At 44.2% G+C, this 16,004-nt stretch carries 15 protein-coding genes and 1 pseudogene; 5 read left to right on the forward strand and 11 right to left on the reverse strand.

Features of this window, described 5'->3' with window-relative positions; genetic code table 11:
- Nucleotides 1-46: 46 nt before the first annotated feature.
- The 6 genes from CLV97_RS13070 to CLV97_RS13085 all read right to left on the reverse strand — a co-directional run bounded on the left by CLV97_RS13070 (nucleotide 47) and on the right by CLV97_RS13085 (nucleotide 4,179).
- A complete protein-coding gene (locus CLV97_RS13070; RefSeq protein WP_106345976.1) occupies nucleotides 47-1,888 on the reverse strand; it encodes a type IV secretory system conjugative DNA transfer family protein in 1,842 nt (613 codons plus the stop codon).
- Nucleotides 1,889-1,931: 43 nt separating this feature from the next.
- Nucleotides 1,932-2,204, reverse strand: a complete 273-nt coding sequence (locus CLV97_RS13075) for a hypothetical protein (RefSeq protein ID WP_106345977.1) — start codon at nucleotides 2,202-2,204, stop codon at nucleotides 1,932-1,934.
- Nucleotides 2,205-2,425: 221 nt separating this feature from the next.
- On the reverse strand, nucleotides 2,426-2,575 hold the full coding sequence (locus CLV97_RS18200; RefSeq protein WP_170070518.1) for a hypothetical protein: 150 nt from the start codon (nucleotides 2,573-2,575) through the stop codon (nucleotides 2,426-2,428).
- Between the two features lie 106 nt (nucleotides 2,576-2,681).
- On the reverse strand, nucleotides 2,682-3,563 hold the full coding sequence (locus CLV97_RS13080) for a hypothetical protein (RefSeq protein ID WP_106345978.1): 882 nt from the start codon (nucleotides 3,561-3,563) through the stop codon (nucleotides 2,682-2,684).
- 234 nt (nucleotides 3,564-3,797) lie between these two features.
- Nucleotides 3,798-3,953, reverse strand: a complete 156-nt coding sequence (locus CLV97_RS18205) for a hypothetical protein (protein WP_170070519.1) — start codon at nucleotides 3,951-3,953, stop codon at nucleotides 3,798-3,800.
- 4 nt (nucleotides 3,954-3,957) lie between these two features.
- On the reverse strand, nucleotides 3,958-4,179 hold the full coding sequence (locus CLV97_RS13085) for a helix-turn-helix transcriptional regulator (protein WP_106345979.1): 222 nt from the start codon (nucleotides 4,177-4,179) through the stop codon (nucleotides 3,958-3,960).
- Nucleotides 4,180-4,332: 153 nt separating this feature from the next.
- Here CLV97_RS13085 and CLV97_RS18620 point away from each other — a divergent pair, with 153 nt between their 5' ends.
- From CLV97_RS18620 to CLV97_RS13100, 3 genes are all read left to right on the forward strand, one after another.
- Nucleotides 4,333-4,752, forward strand: coding sequence for a helix-turn-helix domain-containing protein (locus CLV97_RS18620; RefSeq protein WP_281257613.1), 420 nt, complete (start codon nucleotides 4,333-4,335; stop codon nucleotides 4,750-4,752).
- 291 nt (nucleotides 4,753-5,043) lie between these two features.
- Nucleotides 5,044-5,868, forward strand: a complete 825-nt coding sequence (locus CLV97_RS13095) for a helix-turn-helix domain-containing protein (RefSeq protein ID WP_106345980.1) — start codon at nucleotides 5,044-5,046, stop codon at nucleotides 5,866-5,868.
- A 2-nt stretch (nucleotides 5,869-5,870) separates the two neighbouring features.
- Entirely contained in the window at nucleotides 5,871-6,446 is a 576-nt protein-coding gene (locus CLV97_RS13100) for an NUDIX hydrolase (protein WP_106345981.1), read from the forward strand.
- A 198-nt stretch (nucleotides 6,447-6,644) separates the two neighbouring features.
- Here the strand turns inward: CLV97_RS13100 and CLV97_RS13105 are convergent, their stop codons facing one another.
- Genes CLV97_RS13105 through CLV97_RS13115 form a run of 3 tightly spaced genes read right to left on the reverse strand, consistent with a single transcriptional unit; the run spans nucleotide 6,645 to nucleotide 11,007 of the window.
- Nucleotides 6,645-7,073, reverse strand: coding sequence for a very short patch repair endonuclease (locus CLV97_RS13105; protein WP_106345982.1), 429 nt, complete (start codon nucleotides 7,071-7,073; stop codon nucleotides 6,645-6,647).
- A gap of 26 nt (nucleotides 7,074-7,099) precedes the next feature.
- Complete coding sequence (locus CLV97_RS13110) at nucleotides 7,100-9,967, reverse strand: ATP-dependent helicase (RefSeq protein ID WP_106345983.1); 2,868 nt, start codon at nucleotides 9,965-9,967, stop codon at nucleotides 7,100-7,102.
- Complete coding sequence (locus tag CLV97_RS13115) at nucleotides 9,967-11,007, reverse strand: DNA cytosine methyltransferase (RefSeq protein WP_211295753.1); 1,041 nt, start codon at nucleotides 11,005-11,007, stop codon at nucleotides 9,967-9,969. Before CLV97_RS13115 ends, CLV97_RS13110 begins: the two co-directional genes overlap by 1 nt.
- A 196-nt stretch (nucleotides 11,008-11,203) precedes the next feature.
- On the opposite strand from CLV97_RS13115, the pseudogene CLV97_RS13120 reads away from it, so the two are divergent.
- Nucleotides 11,204-11,578 (forward strand): annotated as a pseudogene (locus tag CLV97_RS13120) (sigma-70 family RNA polymerase sigma factor); the annotation flags it as partial.
- Between the two features lie 245 nt (nucleotides 11,579-11,823).
- The gene (locus CLV97_RS13125) at nucleotides 11,824-13,161 is read left to right on the forward strand and encodes an MFS transporter (protein ID WP_106345985.1); all 1,338 of its coding nucleotides are present in this window, start codon (nucleotides 11,824-11,826) and stop codon (nucleotides 13,159-13,161) included.
- A gap of 172 nt (nucleotides 13,162-13,333) precedes the next feature.
- Here the strand turns inward: CLV97_RS13125 and CLV97_RS13130 are convergent, their stop codons facing one another.
- Together CLV97_RS13130 and CLV97_RS13135 are read right to left on the reverse strand one after the other, a co-directional pair.
- Nucleotides 13,334-15,316, reverse strand: a complete 1,983-nt coding sequence (locus tag CLV97_RS13130; protein ID WP_106345986.1) for an ABC transporter permease — start codon at nucleotides 15,314-15,316, stop codon at nucleotides 13,334-13,336.
- Complete coding sequence (locus tag CLV97_RS13135; protein ID WP_092035440.1) at nucleotides 15,313-15,996, reverse strand: ABC transporter ATP-binding protein; 684 nt, start codon at nucleotides 15,994-15,996, stop codon at nucleotides 15,313-15,315. The genes CLV97_RS13130 and CLV97_RS13135 overlap by 4 nt, the downstream gene beginning before the upstream one ends.
- Nucleotides 15,997-16,004: the final 8 nt, after the last annotated feature.

Raw genomic sequence — 16,004 nt, forward strand, 5'->3', positions numbered from 1 at the left:
GGTTCAATCACAGCCCATTGTTCGTCTGTCAGCTCATGTCTCGTACTCATACTTCCATTTTACATTGGCAGATCATGTTTTTGAAATAGCTTGTATTCTTGATCACCAAATCAATCTCATCGACAATGACCGCGCACTCCCGGCGCTCCGGTTTAAGAATTCGTTCTCGAGCCATCATCATCCGCCAAATCTTAGTCAAGTAATGACTGAATGCATAGCCTTGGAAAAGCTCTCTTCCATTCGGAATATGGATGATGACCAAATGAGGATCATTCATCCATTTCCAGAAGTCGATTTCATCGGATTTCGGTTGACTGAGAGAGTAGAATAGTTGCTTGTTCGATCGCATTTGCGCGACACGGTTTTCAATTGTCTCCAAAACCCTGCCGCCTTCCTCTGCCTCTTCTTCAATCTGAGACAAGGCGATCTCCAATTCAAAATCAGTGGCCTCCAGCCGTCCCATCAACTCTTTTCGATAATCATCATCTTTTAAAATTCTGATGGCGTCCAACAGATTACCCTCACCAACCCTGCAAGACGCTTGTAATGCGCCTTTAAAGAACCTTTCTACCGAAAAAGTCTGACTATCATCGTGCAGAAACCGCCGGAGCAGCTCCGTCTCGATGGCCGCCACTTCTGCCGCGATGCTGTCATCATCACGGTAGAGCGCCATCAGATCATGCCAGCTGAGTGGAACAATCCTATTCATATCCGCATGGTTAAGAATAACCACCCGATCCCGGAGCCAATCCGGAATATGCGCGAGAACTTCCGACATCATCGCACCATCAGCTACATCGAAGAGAAAAACCGACCGCGCGATCCGCTCCCATTCTTCGCGGTCTTTAGCGCGGACTCCGAAGAACTCTAAGGCGAGATTGACGAACAGGGTAGACTTCCCAGAGCCCTGCTTACCGACAACCATTAGAGGAGTAGAAAGTGAATCCTTTGCTTCCTCTTTGTCGCCGCGAATCATAGAGATCATGCCGCCGCTTTTGGATCTGGCAAAAGCGATATCATCCTTGAGGAGCACTTTGGGGATTCGCATCTTTTGGTTATTCCGCTCGAAATCCTTGTCCGGGAGCAGAATGAACTTATCCAGTTCAAGCTGATAAAGGCAAAGTTTCGGCAAATCTTCCCGGACAATGCCGTCAGTGATGCCGGTAAAATTATTTATCTTGACTGCCTGAAGCCTATTTTCGCCTTGAATGTTAAACAACCAAGCAGTCAATTTTCCATGAATCCAGTCCGGCCTATCCGTCTGAACCAAGACAATCATCTGAGCATTGGCAAAAAGACTTTTGTCGGAAAGCTTGCGAGCGGTCATCGGAGGGAGGTGAACTTTCTTCTGGATTCTCTCATAGAAAGCATTTGCAAATACTTTTACTCGGCTCTTTTCATCAAACCAAAAGTCGATGATCGCCTTTGCACCGATTTTGCTATAGTACCAAGCCTTTGACTGCCACTTATCCAGACCCATAGCCGCCTCTTTCAGCTTCCTTCGCTGCTTTTCTTGGCTTCGGATGCCTTCGATATTGAGGATCACCGCCATTGATTCAGCGAAGTCAAAAACTTTTTTCAGTTGGTTTGATTGGTTCAAGTCGATGGCTAGATGCTGAGCTCCTTCGACGACAAAGGCATGGATATTATCGCCAGTGATGTCCGGGATGTCGGTTTCCATAATAAGGCGGCATTTATCCTGGTCCAGTGCAGAGCGGATCCGCTCAAGACCCTGCTCAGACGGGATTCGGAGAAACATGTTAACCTCACCATTATCCTTGACGTACTGGACGCTAATGCGTCCAGTCATACTGACCAACTCTTTAATCAAACGCTTTCGTTCCGGCGGCAATCCGCCTTCGATGGGAAGTACCTTAAAAAAGCCCATTTCTATCCCTCCTTTGAACAAAAAAGTTGCACCAGGGGCGCAACTATGCAAGATCGAGAGCTTCAGCGACGAAACCGAGCAAATTCGTCACTATTTTCATCAGCATTTTCGCTAATAGACCACCTTCACCCACAAGAGCTCCAAGAATATGTTGAAACATAACAACTACTAGACTGGCCAACAGTGCGTTTTTGATAATCGGCTTTAAAGGCTTTTGCATTATGAAATGCCATGCGACAAAGAAAATGGTCGCTCCACCTATGACAATTAACGCAAGAGGGACAATTTTATCAAAAAACTGATGCATTTCAGCCATATCTCTTCCCCTTCCAGGCGTCGGATTTGATTTTTGGTGAATGATCCCGATTTTTTATCATCCAAACAACCTCAACTGGATATATCTTTTTCTGGCCGTCTTTCTATTTGTTGTCATGACTTTTTCCATCTTGTAACCACATCGACAAATGACTGTCACCTTATTAATAAACCCAGCGATTTCTGCTTCCCGTCCGCATTTTGGGCATTGATAAAGAACCATCATAGTAAATCCCCCCATTCGAAAATAGCGACAGATGCAATAGTGAAAGTTCCTGCCGTTAATAAGGCCTCCACCAGTTCGCCCCAAACAATCGCTAATCCCCTCCATTCCGCCAATTCTGCCGCAATCTTTACTATCAGTTCCTCCATTTTGCCTCTCCTTTCACCAGATAAGCCGATTCGTTGACATCTTCCAGTGCAACATTCAAGCGGCTTTTCATTTCCGTCCAACCAGCCGGATGAAAGGCGATGGCCATCATTGACCACCTGCCTGCTTCTCTTTAAAGCGTTTGCGCATTTGATTTAGTTCCTCGAGGATTTCCAGTTGAACTGCCGGGTCCACTGTCGTGTCCCAATTATCTCCATGTTTGTCTGCTTCCCGCTGTGCTTTTGGCAGATCGTAGCCTACCCTGTTATGACTATCTTGTTTTTTCGCTTTCAAGGATCGAATCACACTTTCGCAATACTTGAAGGAATTTATTCGGTCACGTTTGTGTTTTGGTTTAAAGCTCTCAAATGCATGGTCAATACCGGCCAATATCTCATCTACTGTGAAACCATCCTTCAAAAGGACCTGCATACTTTCCATATCCTCAACACTTAACACGGTTCCAACACCCCTACGCATTACAAAATGACGTTCGATCTTCTTCAATGCCCTGTCTGCTTGATTTGAATCATTATCAACATCATCCTCAATCTGTTCTGTAGTTGTTCTCTTCTCCTCTGTTGTTTTCTTTTCTATTCTAGGTGAGGGTTCAGTGAGGGATTCATGAGTACTCACTGAACCCTCATTAAACGTGTCCGGAGGTGCCGGAAGCTTAGATTCCGATGGTCTATTAATCTTCTGATGCTTCAGGAATTTGGGAATACAAATATAGGATTGGCCATCCACTTCATATCGGCGAATCAGCCCCTTCTGTTCCAACTGATTTAACCAAGCGGTTACATGATCTGGTGTGATATCGTAGTCATAAGGGAATACCTGTGATTTGATCAGCGCAGGATGACCATTTAAACGTCCAGCGTCATCCGCTTGGCTAATCAAACCCATAAAAGTGTATCTAGCCAGCGGTGCGCATGTTCCAAGCTTTTCATCGGTCCAAAAATTCGGATCGATCATCCTTTTTCTTGCCATTTACTTCACTTCCAACTCACTGAGAATTATGCTAGTTCGTTTCCCAATATGGACATAGATGTCTATCATTTTTCTTCCTCCAGATCCGCCAGGTGTGATATACTGGCGGTAGTCAACAATTATTGTTGGGCTGACAATGTGCGGCCCATTTTCTTTTGGTTGCTTCACATCGATAAACCAATATCACCCAACGTCTATGGAATGGGATTTTTAACCACTCACCCACTCTGATCCTCACCGAATCACCTCTTGAGCATAGTTCTTCTCGGCTTTGGGTAATTTTTTAATTGCAAGCTGTAAAACATATTGCTGAGCTTCCTTGATCACATGTTTGAATCGTGGTCCTTTTACTACGTGAATCGGCATTTTTTTCAATTTACATTTGGACATAAGATCAGCCTCCTTGTTCCTCATTTGTTAACTCTTCCGCCAAAAAAATTTCATCTGGTGTCTTTTTAAACACTCTCGCAATCTTCACAGCCAATCCATAGGACAACCTTCGTTTCCCGTTTTCAATCTGCCAATAATATTCCTTTGTAACTCCAATCTCATTGGCTACTTGCTTGCATGTCATGTTTTGTTTATGACGAATTAACCTGAGTTGTTTTTTGACCATCTAAACACCTCCTGTTAACTTGTTGTTAACTACAGTATAAGTTAACTCTTTGTTATCCGTCAAGACCTAAATTCCTTTTTAGTTAACTAATGTTTCTGTTAACAATTGGCTAACTTATAATTGACATATAGCAATATTATGGGGGGATAAAAAGTGAATTTCCCGTCACGATTAAGAGCGCTGCGATTGAAACACAAAATGACTCAAGAACAGTTAGGAAAAAAAATAAACGTAACCAAAGTGTCCATTTCAGGATATGAAAATGGAACGAGAACCCCTGATCTCGAAACACTACAAAAAATTGCTGATGTATTCGATGTAACCGTTGATTACCTTCTTGGGCGAACAGATCAAACCATCAACATACATGAGGAATTTCGAAGGATCCAGGAATCAATCCCGGAGTGGGGAGAAAATGCGGGGCAAATTGCGCTGGATGAGACAAAGAAGGTATTAATCAAACTGATTGAACGGGGCGAGCTTACACCAGTAAAAGCCAAACCGATCATCGCTTTTCTGGATGCCATGATTGAGGAGTTTGAGAATAACCAGAAGTCGTCAGAGAAACAATAATCGATTTTAACTCACGAAAGGAGGAAGATTGTTTCAGCAACCTTTCATATTCTAAATGCTTAGTGACTTCCTGAAGGTTGTTTTCATTATTCAACGTGTGCTTTAGAACTTTCACTTTGATCCCTCCCACTCTTTCTTAATATTGTGGTGGAAAACAAATTGAAATGGAACAACCTTCAAGGATTGAATTTAACTTGTTTTTTCATACCAATCGGTTAAGTGGTCTCTAAAATTCATGTAGATCTTCAACAACAAAATGTTGTAAATAGTAAAGTAAACGGTGAGGTTGGTATGAAATATCACTATGGATTAACGATTCGTGAATATAGGGAAAAGTTAAATATGACTCAAGCGGAACTAGCTGAAAAATGGCCCAGATCTGATGGTGGTATCGGTGTGAGTATTAACTACGTATCTGATGTAGAACGTGGAAAAAAAATAATAACGAACATCCAAACACTCCGACGTTTATGTGGTTTACTGCAAATCCCACTTCGAAAAGTGGGCCTTTCCGATTACGATCCTTTTAATCCACAATCATCTAATGGGCAAATTACGGGATTTAACGATTATGGTATAATTAAACTCACAAATTCACCTATTGATCGGATTTTTGACTACAAAAACTGTCTACTAGAGGCAAAAGGAGATTGCTTTATATCCGGAACTTCAATGATTCATTTAACCGAAGACTCCAGTGAAATCTTAAAAGAGAAATTGCAATCAGGAAATTTATACTTGTTAATCCTAGATCCTGATTGGATCGAAAAGCACTATGCTATCATTACGTTTTTCGATGAAGATGCTCGACAAGACTTTCATTTTGAAATACGGAACTCAATTAGAAAGCTTAATCAGCTTCGCAAATCATTACCACAAAAGCTTGTTTCCCGTCTTAAGATAAAGACATACAGTACAATATTTCCTTACATAATGACTGGTTATGATAATGGGGAAACAGGAAAAATCGTATTCGAAATTACCGACTACATCCCGGAAAAGAACCGACCTCGTTTTACATTAGAAAAAATAAACAGTCAAAGTGCATTCTTTAATCAAGTAAAGAGTAAATTTTTTTCGATTTGGAATAACCAGTCCATTAGCAAGGAGATTTGATAATGAATAAAGATATTTACTTTAAATACCAATGGCGATATAAAAAAGAGGACTTAAAATATTGTCCTCGATGCGGTCATCTATTTTCATTAGAAGACATTCACATCCCTAATCAGCCCCAATTAATCTGCCACAATTGCCAATTTATCTTTTACCTGGACCCGAAACTGGTCGTAGTTGCTGTGGTTTTAAATAAAGACAAAGACAAAGTATTGCTTCTTCAAAGGAATGAAGATCCCGGAAAAGGTTTGTGGGCATTTCCTGGTGGCCACGTCGAACGGGGACATGACCTTTTTGATGCACTCAAAAACGAAGTAAAAGAAGAAACCGGTCTTTCTATAGAGGTCCGTGAAATCATTAATACGTTTTCTTGCCCTGAAGAGGGAATGATTCAATTGGTCTATGAAGCCATAAGTGATAATGAAAAAGTTACTATTAACATTGAAAGCAAAGCGGGACGTTTCTTTTATTTCGATGAAATTCCTTGGGATGAACTTGCATTTTCCTCAACCGAAAGCGTATTACGATTATATAAACAAAAAATAGGAAGAAATGTGAACGGCAAAATCAAGAAATAACCTTTTCAGATATGGTAGGAGGTGTATTGCGTGATTCTTGTTTAGTGGATAGGAACGCCAGCAATCATTCTGTTGTTATCTAGATCGATTGTAAAAGATGTAGAATCGTTCCCCTCCAATAGGAAGAGGCACCTCTCAATGGCTATAAAAAAAGACATCCGGTACGACCGAATGCCTTTCTTCCCTCCCAAAGATATTCTATTCTGGTCCATTAAAATCGGCATACAAAAATTCTTGTAATTTATCCATGAGTGTTTCAGGTTTTTTTGTCTCGCACTCCCACACCACCAATACTTTCCATCCCATTTCCTCCAACCGCCTTATGTTGTGCTCGTCACGTTCAACATTCTGTTTAAGTTTTTTCAACCAAAACTGCGAATTTGTTTTCGGCAAAGTAAAATGGGAACAGCCAGTATGAACATGCCAGAAACATCCGTGCACAAATATTACCTTCCTGTGCTTCGAAAGAACGATGTCTGGTTTCCCGGGTAAATCCTTTTTGTGAAGACGAAATCTGAATCCCATTCGATGAATCATGCGTCTTACCATTAATTCTGGTTTGGTATTCCTGTCCCTAATTCGGGACATAATCCGGCTTCGCTCTTCTGGCGTGAAGATGTCAGCCATAATATCAAGTCCTCACATTAATTTGGCTATTGCCTTCGCTTGTTTTGTGCCCCAAAACATATCCTTTCAAAGTCACATTTGCTGCATAATCCCTTTTCACACCCACTCATGGGAAATTTTTCATTTCGTATACCCTCTATCGCCTGACCCACCTGTTTTAGGACATTTATCTGATTTTCCTCCGATACATCCACGGATGTTCTTTCTTGTATTCCTTTTTGCTCAAGTTCATCAGCAGGACGTATGAAATGGACCTCAGCTGATCGGGGATCAAAACCCAATGCATTTCGAACAGCCGCTGCATACAATCGTAATTGCTTTTCAACTGTCCTCATAACTTCATCGTGATCCCGATGATCTTCTATTCTGTTAGTCTTAAAATCGACCACGCATACCGGTACCCGCTTCTCATCCCCATCTAGTTCAACACATCGTTCCAACAAGTCAATGGTTCCGCTGATCAAAGCTCCGCTTTTCTTGTCAATGAACTCAAAGGGTTTTTCCGCCTTAAAAACCAGGTCTGCACGATCTCCATAATTTTCGACGTATCGCACAATCGAGTCTTTTGCCGCCTTCTTTAGATTTTCGAGAGGCCCCTCACGAGTATACCGCAGATGGAATTTTTCTTCCACAAGTTCCTCTACTGTATCGACAGAAGGAACTTTTCCTCGGCTCATACGGTCATGAATTTCATATAAGATATTGTGAATTTGTTGACCGTAACCGTATGATTCCTTCACTCCCGGGCTAAAACCCATTAGACAGCGCAACAAATACTCATATGGACATCTCCAATAACAATTGATATCCGAAAATGTCGTCGGAAACAGATCCGTATCCGAAGACCATTGTGGTTCTCCTCTTTCGCGTTGAGTCGGATCGTTACCATCTTCTACAACATAGTCATGCACAATCTCTTTGAAATAGACAGACGGTCTCTTTCTATGCTTGTTTATCGCCGAGATATTCAAGAACTTTCGACACCTGGTCAAAGCTACATACCAGAGCCTTCGTTCACCGTCATCTCCTGTGGCAAATTCCTTTGGATCGAAATCAGACTTTGGAATGTAAGTATCTATTCCTTCATTTCTTCTTTTACTTGGAAAATCACTACCAGATACTCTTGGAATAAATACAACAGGCCATTCAAGTCCCTTCGCGGCATGAATTGTCATAATTTGTACTGCCTTGGGTTTGGCTATTGTTTCTTTCTTGCCGTCGTCGATTTTTCCCGAAGCCCAATTGCCCAAAAACATGCAAAAATCCTCGAGGCGATTATAGGTTATCCATTGATGTACAGATTCAAATTCCTTGATTAATATGCTGAATCTACCCATATTGTACAGGATATCATCTGGCCAGGGTTCTTCACCTTTAACACACCCTAGTTCCACCAACATTTCTTGAAAAATCTCTTGCGGATAAATACGACCGGAACCTGTTTTGTTTTCTAATATTCTCTTCTTAGTACTTATCCACCCTAAAAATGAATTTGCATCCGCCAGGGGTATTCTTTTTTTCAATTCCCTGATTTTTTTCCTGATTAGTTCTCTCAAATCCCCTTCTCCAAGCAGTATTCCTTGTCCCCATCTATTTTCATTTTCGACATATAACTTTTTACCCGCCAGCAAGTAAAATGCGGCTTGTACAACTATTATTTCAGGCTGTTTGAATAATCCTCGAGTGCCTTCAACAACCACGGGAATTCCATAATCCCTCAATACTTCCGCAATTATAGGACTGTGACTATTTGCCCTCACCAGAATTGCCATATCGGAATAGTGAAGGGCCCGAGGACCGTTTTTATCTTCGATAATTACACCTTTCAATTCTTCTATTCGGTCCTTTATCCAGAGAGCCTCATCTCTCTCAGAAGCAAATTCCCTTTTTTGAATGTCTCCTCTTTCCGCCATTCTTTCACGAAATACTTTCCCAACCAAATGTCTTGCTTCCATATTCTTGCTAAGGCGTGGAGGATCACTCTTTATGCGACTAGCGGCTGCATTAGCGAGTTCAACAATGGCATGTGTGCTTCTAAAATTATATTTCAAATTTACTTGGGTTACGTTGGGGTATCGCTCTTTGAATTTAAGTATATTGGATATGTCGGCACCTCTCCATCCATAGATCGACTGATCGTCATCGCCAACCACCGTCAAATCAACCCGGGTTCCACCGTCGGTTAACAAACGGATCAATTCTTCTTGTCGAGGGTCCACATCCTGATATTCATCAACAACAAGGTGTTTGAATCGAGCACGCTGTTCCTCCAACTTTTCAGGATGATTCTCAAGATATCGTATAAGTTCATCTATGATTTTGTTGTAATCTAAAAAATAATTGGGGTGACACGTTGACAAGTTATTATACTTTTCAACAGCCCTCCTCAAAAGAGGATCTTTCAGGTCTTGCGGCGTCATCCGTTTATAATGCATCACATCTAAAGTGTTTATAAATTTTTCGATAATAATTCTATATCTCTCCCCAGTCCTCTTATAAAATTCCCCCAGACCTAATTTATAGAAATTGGATGCAATAAGCGCAGCTCTTCTAATTTCGTCCATTACCTCGTAATTACGATATTCAAAGTCAACCTCTTTTAGAAGTTGCAAACAGAAACTGTGGATGGTACCGACATACATATCCCCCAAAGAGGGATCATCTGGTTGAGTTTTTTCCAAATGATCCCTTATCCTTTTTTTTAATTCCTCGGCGGCGCGTTCGGTAAAGGTAAAAGCTATTATCTCATCCCGGGACACGCCTTCTTTAACCAGCTCAGCGATTCGTTTGGATATGACCTCGGTTTTTCCGCTTCCTGCACATGCTATGATCAACAGATTGCCGCCTCGATGTTTAATTGCTTTTTCTTGATCTTCAGTGTAAATGAAAGACATTAGCCTGCCCCCTCGATAAATTTGTGCAAGTTAATAGCGATTGCCTCCACCATCTTTACTGGAACAGCATTACCGATTTGAGCAGCTATTTGACTACTATTTCCAGCGAATTTGTAGTTAACGGGAAATGTTTGTAATAGTGCTGCCTCACGCAATGTTATCGCCCTGTCATCTCTGGGATGGGCAAATCGTCCACGTGTAATATCCGTACATCCCGTAGTCAAAGTCGGGGCCACATCATCCCACTTCATACGTCCATATACATCCGGGTATCCTTTTTTGTTTTTGTGGCATTTCAATTCCAGTTCCGGCGGCAAAGAAAAACGGGAACCTCCATCTTTCGGAATATGTTGGAGTCTTTTGATTGCAATCGGACTATGGGATCTTGCAAAGTGAAGCGGATCTGTCGGATCTTTTTGACCTGCTTGAAGCGGTGGAAGATGAGCAATGGCATCCCTGACTGTTTTCCACTTTCCTGCGGGTGTAACGGGCTCCGGTATCGTAGGTATTTTGGATTTGGATGCAATAAGAACACAACGTATTCTTCTTTGGGGAACCCCGTAATCCGCAGCATTGATCTGAACAGGTTCCCCCAGATTGTATCCCAAACGATTCAAACCGTCTTTAAGTTCCTCCAATATTCCACGAAATCTCTTGGTCGCTAACCCGGGTACATTTTCAAAAAAGATTATGGTGGGATTCAGTATTTCCGCAAATCTAACCGACTGCATAATGAGGTTTGAACGACTGTCTCTTCCCTTCTTCCGATTTTGGCTGCTGAAAGGTTGGCAGGGAGCACACACAACCAACAGATCAAGTTTTTCGCCTTTCAAATTGGCAAGAATATCTTTAGGATCAACATCATGAATGTCCTGTTCATATAAATGAACAGAAGGATGGTTCATTTTATATGTTTTGCAGGCAACCGGATCATTGTCCACTGCTGCAACAACTTGAAAACCCCCGGCTTTTAAGCCTTCCGTTACACCACCACAACCACAAAAAAGATCCACTGCAGTAAGTGGCTTCAAACCTTTCATCATTAATACCCCCGTTATAACAATATTACGACATTCGTTCAATACCTTCAACTATATCTCAAAGAATGGGAAAAACTTTTACAAATGATTTCATAATGCAAAGAATGTCTACGATAAAACCACACAACGGTGATGTATGTAATTAAATTACCTTACAAGGATCACAGAAGGTTTGTGCTAAACTGCTGACTTTAGAAATGAAATTCTCATGCACCTTCGCTCCCTGAAAAAGGCCCGCAAGGACGTGTCGCTGCACGACCCCATCGGCACCGACAAAGAGGGAAATGAAATCACGCTGATCGATATCCTCGGCACCGACCGGGACGAGGTGGTCGAAACGGTCCAAACCAAGATCGAAAAGAAACGAATATACAACCACCTGCACATCCTCGATCCGCGGGAACAGGAAGTGATCCGAAACCGCTTCGGACTGGACGGAGGCAAGGAAAAAACCCAGCGGGAAATCGCACGGGAACTGGGTATCTCCCGCTCCTACGTATCGCGGATTGAAAAACGGGCGTTGATCAAGCTTTTCCACGAATTTTACCGGGTGGGACGAAAAAGCCAATAGAACGTTAAAAGCACAGGCACAACCGGTACAGGGCAACTGAGTTGCCCTTTTTTGATGTCTCTCCACTCAGAAGAAAAAATCCTCCCTATACTTTTCATCGCATGATATATTCAGAATAAAATGTAAAGTAACCAAAGTTAAAAAGCATCCCGTCGCTGCACGTCTCCCGTCACCCTTTGTGCAAACCTGCCCGGATTCACAAGTCAGTGTCTAAGACTTGATGCACGAAAAGGAGGATCAAAGACATGAACGGTACAGGAATATTGAACGGTTCCTTGGCCAGAAAATACATGAACATTATTCTTCCCCTTTTCATCGGTTCCGTCTTGGCGTATCTCGACCGGCTCAACATCGCCTATGCCGCATTGACGATGAATGAAGATCTTGGTTTTACCGCCAAGGTTTTCGGGATGGGCGCAGGCATTTTGTTCTGGGGATACGTCTTGTTTGAGGTACCGGGAACGCTGATCGCCCATAAATGGAGCCCGCGTAAATGGATTGCGCGAATCATGATTACATGGGGTCTTTCGTGTGCGCTCATGGCTTTAATCCAAAACGAAATGCAGTTTTACATACTCCGCTTTCTGATCGGCGCCGCGGAAGCAAGTTTTTATCCCGTTTGCTATGCCGTCGTCATCCCTCGCTGGTTTAACGTAAGGGAAAGGCCGACGGCCATTTCCATCATGTTGACTTCTCTGTTGGTATCAAATATTATCGGGTCCCCTTTGGCGGGGATGTTATTGGATTTGTCATGGATGGGGTTAAAAGGATGGCAAATGTTGTTTTTGATAGAGGGAGGGATCGCGTTCATCTTCGGTCTCATCATCCCCTTCTGGCTGGCCGACTGGCCAAAAGAGGTTCGTTGGTTGAGTGAAGATGAAAAGAAGGTCCTGGCTGAACAATATGAACGCGAAGATCAAGTCAAAAGCTCCGCAAAAAACTATACGGTTTGGGAAGCTCTGCGGGATAAGGAAGTCCTTAAGCTCTGCCTGATATACTTCATGTGGATTACCGGTTTTTGGGGTTTCGGGTTCTGGATGCCAACGATTTTGAAATCCGTTTCCGGCTGGTCCAATGCAAGTATTGGATGGCTCATCGTTATTCCGATGACGCTTGCCTTGATCGGCTTCATCGTGAACGGCATCTCCTCTTCCCGCACAGGGGAAAAGAGATGGCATGTGGCGCTCCCCATGTTTATTGGCGCCATCGGGATGGGATTGGGATCGGTAGTCACTCACCCGATATTGAGTTTCGTGCTGGTCTGCATCACTGCCATCGGTGTGTACGTGGGCATGGGGGTTTGGTGGACATATCCGACATCGTTTCTCTCGGGAGCCGCCGCGGCAGGTGCAGTAAGTCTGATCAACTCGGTGGGCAACTTGGGTGGATGGACCGGCCCCTATTTGGTCGGATTTCTCAAAGATCTAACCGGAACCTTCACTTGGGCCTATCTTTACCTGGCTTTCTCATTGGCGGCAGCCGGGCTATTGATCCTTACCCTGCGTAAAAAACTGCCCACAGATCATATGGCAGTCCTCCCGACTTATGGTTCGAAGCCCAAGACAGGAACGGATCAACTGTAAGTAAGGCGTGAAGACCGGGCGTTATGCCCGGTCTCCGATCATCGTTTTATGGGACAATGACCACAACAGGCGTCCACCGCGCCCGTACCCTTTCCCGCCTTTTGCCTGTGCAACTGCCGAGAGACCCTCGTCGTCAGCCAGAATAGCTCAACTTAAGCCTTTCCCTCTATTTTCATCTGTATTGCAAGCGTATCGTTTCAACGATATTATCATCGCGAAGCCGTGACAGCGAAAACCGCATAATGATCCACGTTACGGCAATTACACCGAGTGTACACTGTACTATCGGCAACCACGGGATCGCAAAATCCAACTCCACGGGGGACGAAAAGGTTCGATATAGCAAATACGACCCGAGCATCCCAAGAGGCACTCCGATGACGAGAGATTTGACCGAACACAGTATGCTTTCAAGGGTCAACATCCGCTTCAGTCCTGCCGGCGTCATGCCGACACTGCGCAAAGCCGCAAATTCCCGGGCGCGGAAGAGTACATTGGTGGATATGGTACTGATTACATTCGTCAGCCCAATCAGTGTGAGCATGGTGATGAAACCATATATAAACACCAAGATCAAGCGGGTTATGTCACGCATTGCAAAAGGAACTTCTTCCCCGCTTTTCACATCGATATATTCCGAGCTTCCTTCAAATGCAATCGATTCATGCAATATCTTGGTTGCGTATCCTTTAAACCCCTCCGGATCGGCTGCATCCACAAACCATGTGTAGCGCGTCGCATCAAGCCGGGGAACAATCACCATCATATTGCCTACATAGGTAGCTGCAATCTCATTCGGAACATCACGAAGATCAAGTGCACCCTCTAAGGGCAGTTCGACCACGGAATGGTCATTTTGATTGGTTAAGAGCAACGTCTTCGGATAGGATACAAAGGGTGTGAATACGGCTTTCCCGTCACCGTTATCGCCCGGTATTCGAACATAATTTACGAGGATGTTTGAGCCGGGCGAAACACCCGCGCGTTCGCACAACTCCGCATAGTTCTCAGCGTCTATCGCATATAAGGTGATCGGGAACGAATATCCATCCCCGACAGGGACACCACCATTGGAGTCGAGAAACTCTTTCATTTTAGATGTCAGCATCTCTTTCGGAATCACTGTTTTGTACGAGTGATCTTCATCCCGCAAATTGTCGCCCACGCCGAACACGGTCGTGTTCGGATACTCGCGAAATTTCTGGGTTACTTCGTCCGCAAGAACGCTATTTAACGTATGGTATGTCTGTTCATCGCCATCATGACCAAGCGTTCCTTTCTCCGGTCTCAAAAATTCGCCCACCACATTGGCGTTATCTACGACCGGGTAAAACAAGCGCGTGGTCTCTTTATAGTGTTCGCCGAAATAGCCCGCGACAATAAACAGTATGATGCTCATGGTGAGCGACACAACCGTCGCCCGGAAATTTCTCCGGCTCCGTTTCAGGGACTTATAAGCAAGTGTACCTTCATAACCGAACAGCTTCCCAATGAGCCGTCCGCCACGGACATCCCTCGCCTTAATCTTAACTTCATCCGTTCCCCGTATGGCATCGATTGCGGCCATCTTTGCCGCCTTGCGAGCCGGAAGCCACGCCGACATCCATACGGTCACAAACGATAGCACCGCCGAAACAAGGATCGCCTGCCACGCAACAACAAAATCAAAGTTGACTTGGAACGTGTTTCTCTTATTCGCTGCTGCAAGGAGATGATCCATAATTTGTATGCCGACAAAATTCACGAGAAGTCCCAACGCGATTCCCAGGGGGATGCCGACAGTCGCCAGTATCAAACCTTCATGCGTGATAATCCCGGCAATTTGCTGTTTTGTCGCACCGACGCTTTTCAGTGCGCCGAACTGCTTGATGCGCTCTCCGGCACTGACGCGGAAGGCGTTAGAGACAACGATAACGGTGGCGGCAATGATTACAGAACCGACAACAGCGCTTAAACCCAAAAGTAATTCATTATACATGGAGTTGTAATAATCACTCTCGCCCAGCAGCTCCTTAAACATCAAGTCGGCGCTGGACGCAAAACAGAAAACGGCGGTTAACATCGCCGTTGACAGCACGATTCCGGCAAGCGTCCAAAAGGCGCGGTTTCGGTTTGTTTTGATTTGGCTGTACGCCAATTTTGCGGTCAGCTTCATCGGCGCAACACCTCATCCCTGACGATTTGTCCATCGCTGATGGTGATAACCCGGTCGGCTTGGCGCGCGATTTTTTCATCATGAGTGATGACAAGCAAAGTTTGATTGTATTGCTGATTGGATCGCTTCAAAAGGTCGATAACCTCCCTGCTCGATTTGCTGTCAAGATTGCCCGTCGGTTCATCGGCGAGGATGAGCGCGGGATTGTTGATCAGCGCCCTGCCGACGGCTACCCGCTGCTGCTGTCCGCCGGAAAGCTCGTTCGGCAAGTGTTTTGCCCTGTCCGTCAGCCCGATTGTTTCAAGTATGGTCCGCAATTTGTCGGGATCCGGCTTGCGATTGTCCAATAGACACGGCAGCATGATATTTTCTTGCACAGTCAGAGTCGGAATGAGATTGTAGAACTGATAGATAATTCCTATTTTTCGGCGGCGAAAAATCGCCAGTTCGCTTTCATTCAGCTTGAATATTTCCACTCCATCAACTACGACGCTGCCGGACGTGGGACGGTCAACTCCACCGATTAAATGCATAAGGGTTGATTTGCCTGAGCCGGACGCACCCACGACCGCGACAAATTCCCCCTTCTCCACGCTGAAACTCACGCCGTTCAAAGCCATAACGGTTGTGTTGTCTTTGCCATACGTCTTTACCAGGTCTTTGACTTGTAAAATCGTCATTAGTTGAC

The organism is Planifilum fimeticola, from assembly GCF_003001905.1.
GTDB classification, from domain to species: domain Bacteria; phylum Bacillota; class Bacilli; order Thermoactinomycetales; family DSM-44946; genus Planifilum; species Planifilum fimeticola.